We start from the raw sequence: 872 nt of genomic DNA on the forward strand, positions 1-872 counted from the left end.
CGCAGTTCCAGCCGACGCCTAACGGCGCGGCTGAACGCAATCGTTAGGTGGCACGGCCAATGTTGCCCGCATTCTTCGCCGCTGTAGCTGATCGCCTGTTCGCCCGGCGTTGGTGGTTCGTCGCCATGTCGGTGCTGGGCATGGCGCTCGCGTTCGCGGCGCTGTCGCTTAGTTCACCTCGAGTTGCAGGAGTTCTTGTCGCGCTGGTGGGGCCGCTTATCTTCGTTCCGTGGGCTTTGCTCTGCACCTGCATTTGGTTTCATCCGCAGCGAGGCAACTTGCAGCCAAGCAGCAAAGTCGTGGGGCGGTTACCGCTGCTCGTGCAGACTGGACTTCGTTGGTATGCGGCGGTGTTCCTAAGCCTGTTCTTAGTCTTCGGCGCTGTTGTCTGGCCCGCCGTGTTGGTGGCTTGGCTGTGAAGCCGCCTAACCCGCAGTTCCAGCCGACGCCTTACGGCGCGGCTGAACGCAATCGTTAGGCTGCTCGCTAGAACATGAGTATCGGCGTCGAGATCCAGGATGAAGGCGGCCGTGCATTGGCGCGCTATAACGGGCCGCCGCTTGGGTTACCCTTGCTGAAGTTGGCGCCGCACGGCAGCCTGTGCTTTCGCTTTATCCTTCCTTGGGCCGATGCCACGTTCAATGAAGAACAGGTCAAGGTCTTGCTTACTGAGCTTCGGGTTGCGCTCAGCAACACCGATCACGCAGCGCGCCGATCGGAACTAGAGAGTTTGATCAAGTTCGTCGAGGGTGCCGCAGGGGCGCATGTCTATGTCAAGTTCATTGGCGACTGAAAAAGTTCGGCAGTACTGCCGGCTCAAGCAGCCTAACCCGCAGTTCCAGCCGACGCCTAACGGCGCGGCTGAACGCAAT

2 protein-coding genes are annotated in these 872 nt (G+C 60.3%); both read left to right on the top strand.

Annotation, left to right across the window (positions count from 1 at the left end; all coding sequences use genetic code 11):
* Positions 1-59: 59 nt before the first annotated feature.
* Positions 60-419: a hypothetical protein gene (locus B0W88_RS32030; RefSeq protein ID WP_077038436.1), complete on the top strand. Its 360-nt coding sequence runs from the start codon at positions 60-62 to the stop codon at positions 417-419.
* Between the two features lie 74 nt (positions 420-493).
* The gene (locus B0W88_RS32035; protein ID WP_077038437.1) at positions 494-793 is read left to right on the top strand and encodes a hypothetical protein; all 300 of its coding nucleotides are present in this window, start codon (positions 494-496) and stop codon (positions 791-793) included.
* Positions 794-872: the final 79 nt, after the last annotated feature.

Origin of the sequence: Pelomonas sp. KK5 (assembly GCF_001984095.1) — a bacterium.
Classification (GTDB): Bacteria; Pseudomonadota; Gammaproteobacteria; order Burkholderiales; family Burkholderiaceae_C; genus KK5.

What these genes read in the sequence shown, in the direction of transcription:
- B0W88_RS32030 (WP_077038436.1), top strand. Translation starts at nt 60, where the DNA reads ATGTTGCCCGCATTCTTCGCCGCTGTAGCTGATCGCCTGTTCGCCCGG.
- B0W88_RS32035 (WP_077038437.1), top strand. Translation starts at nt 494, where the DNA reads ATGAGTATCGGCGTCGAGATCCAGGATGAAGGCGGCCGTGCATTGGCG.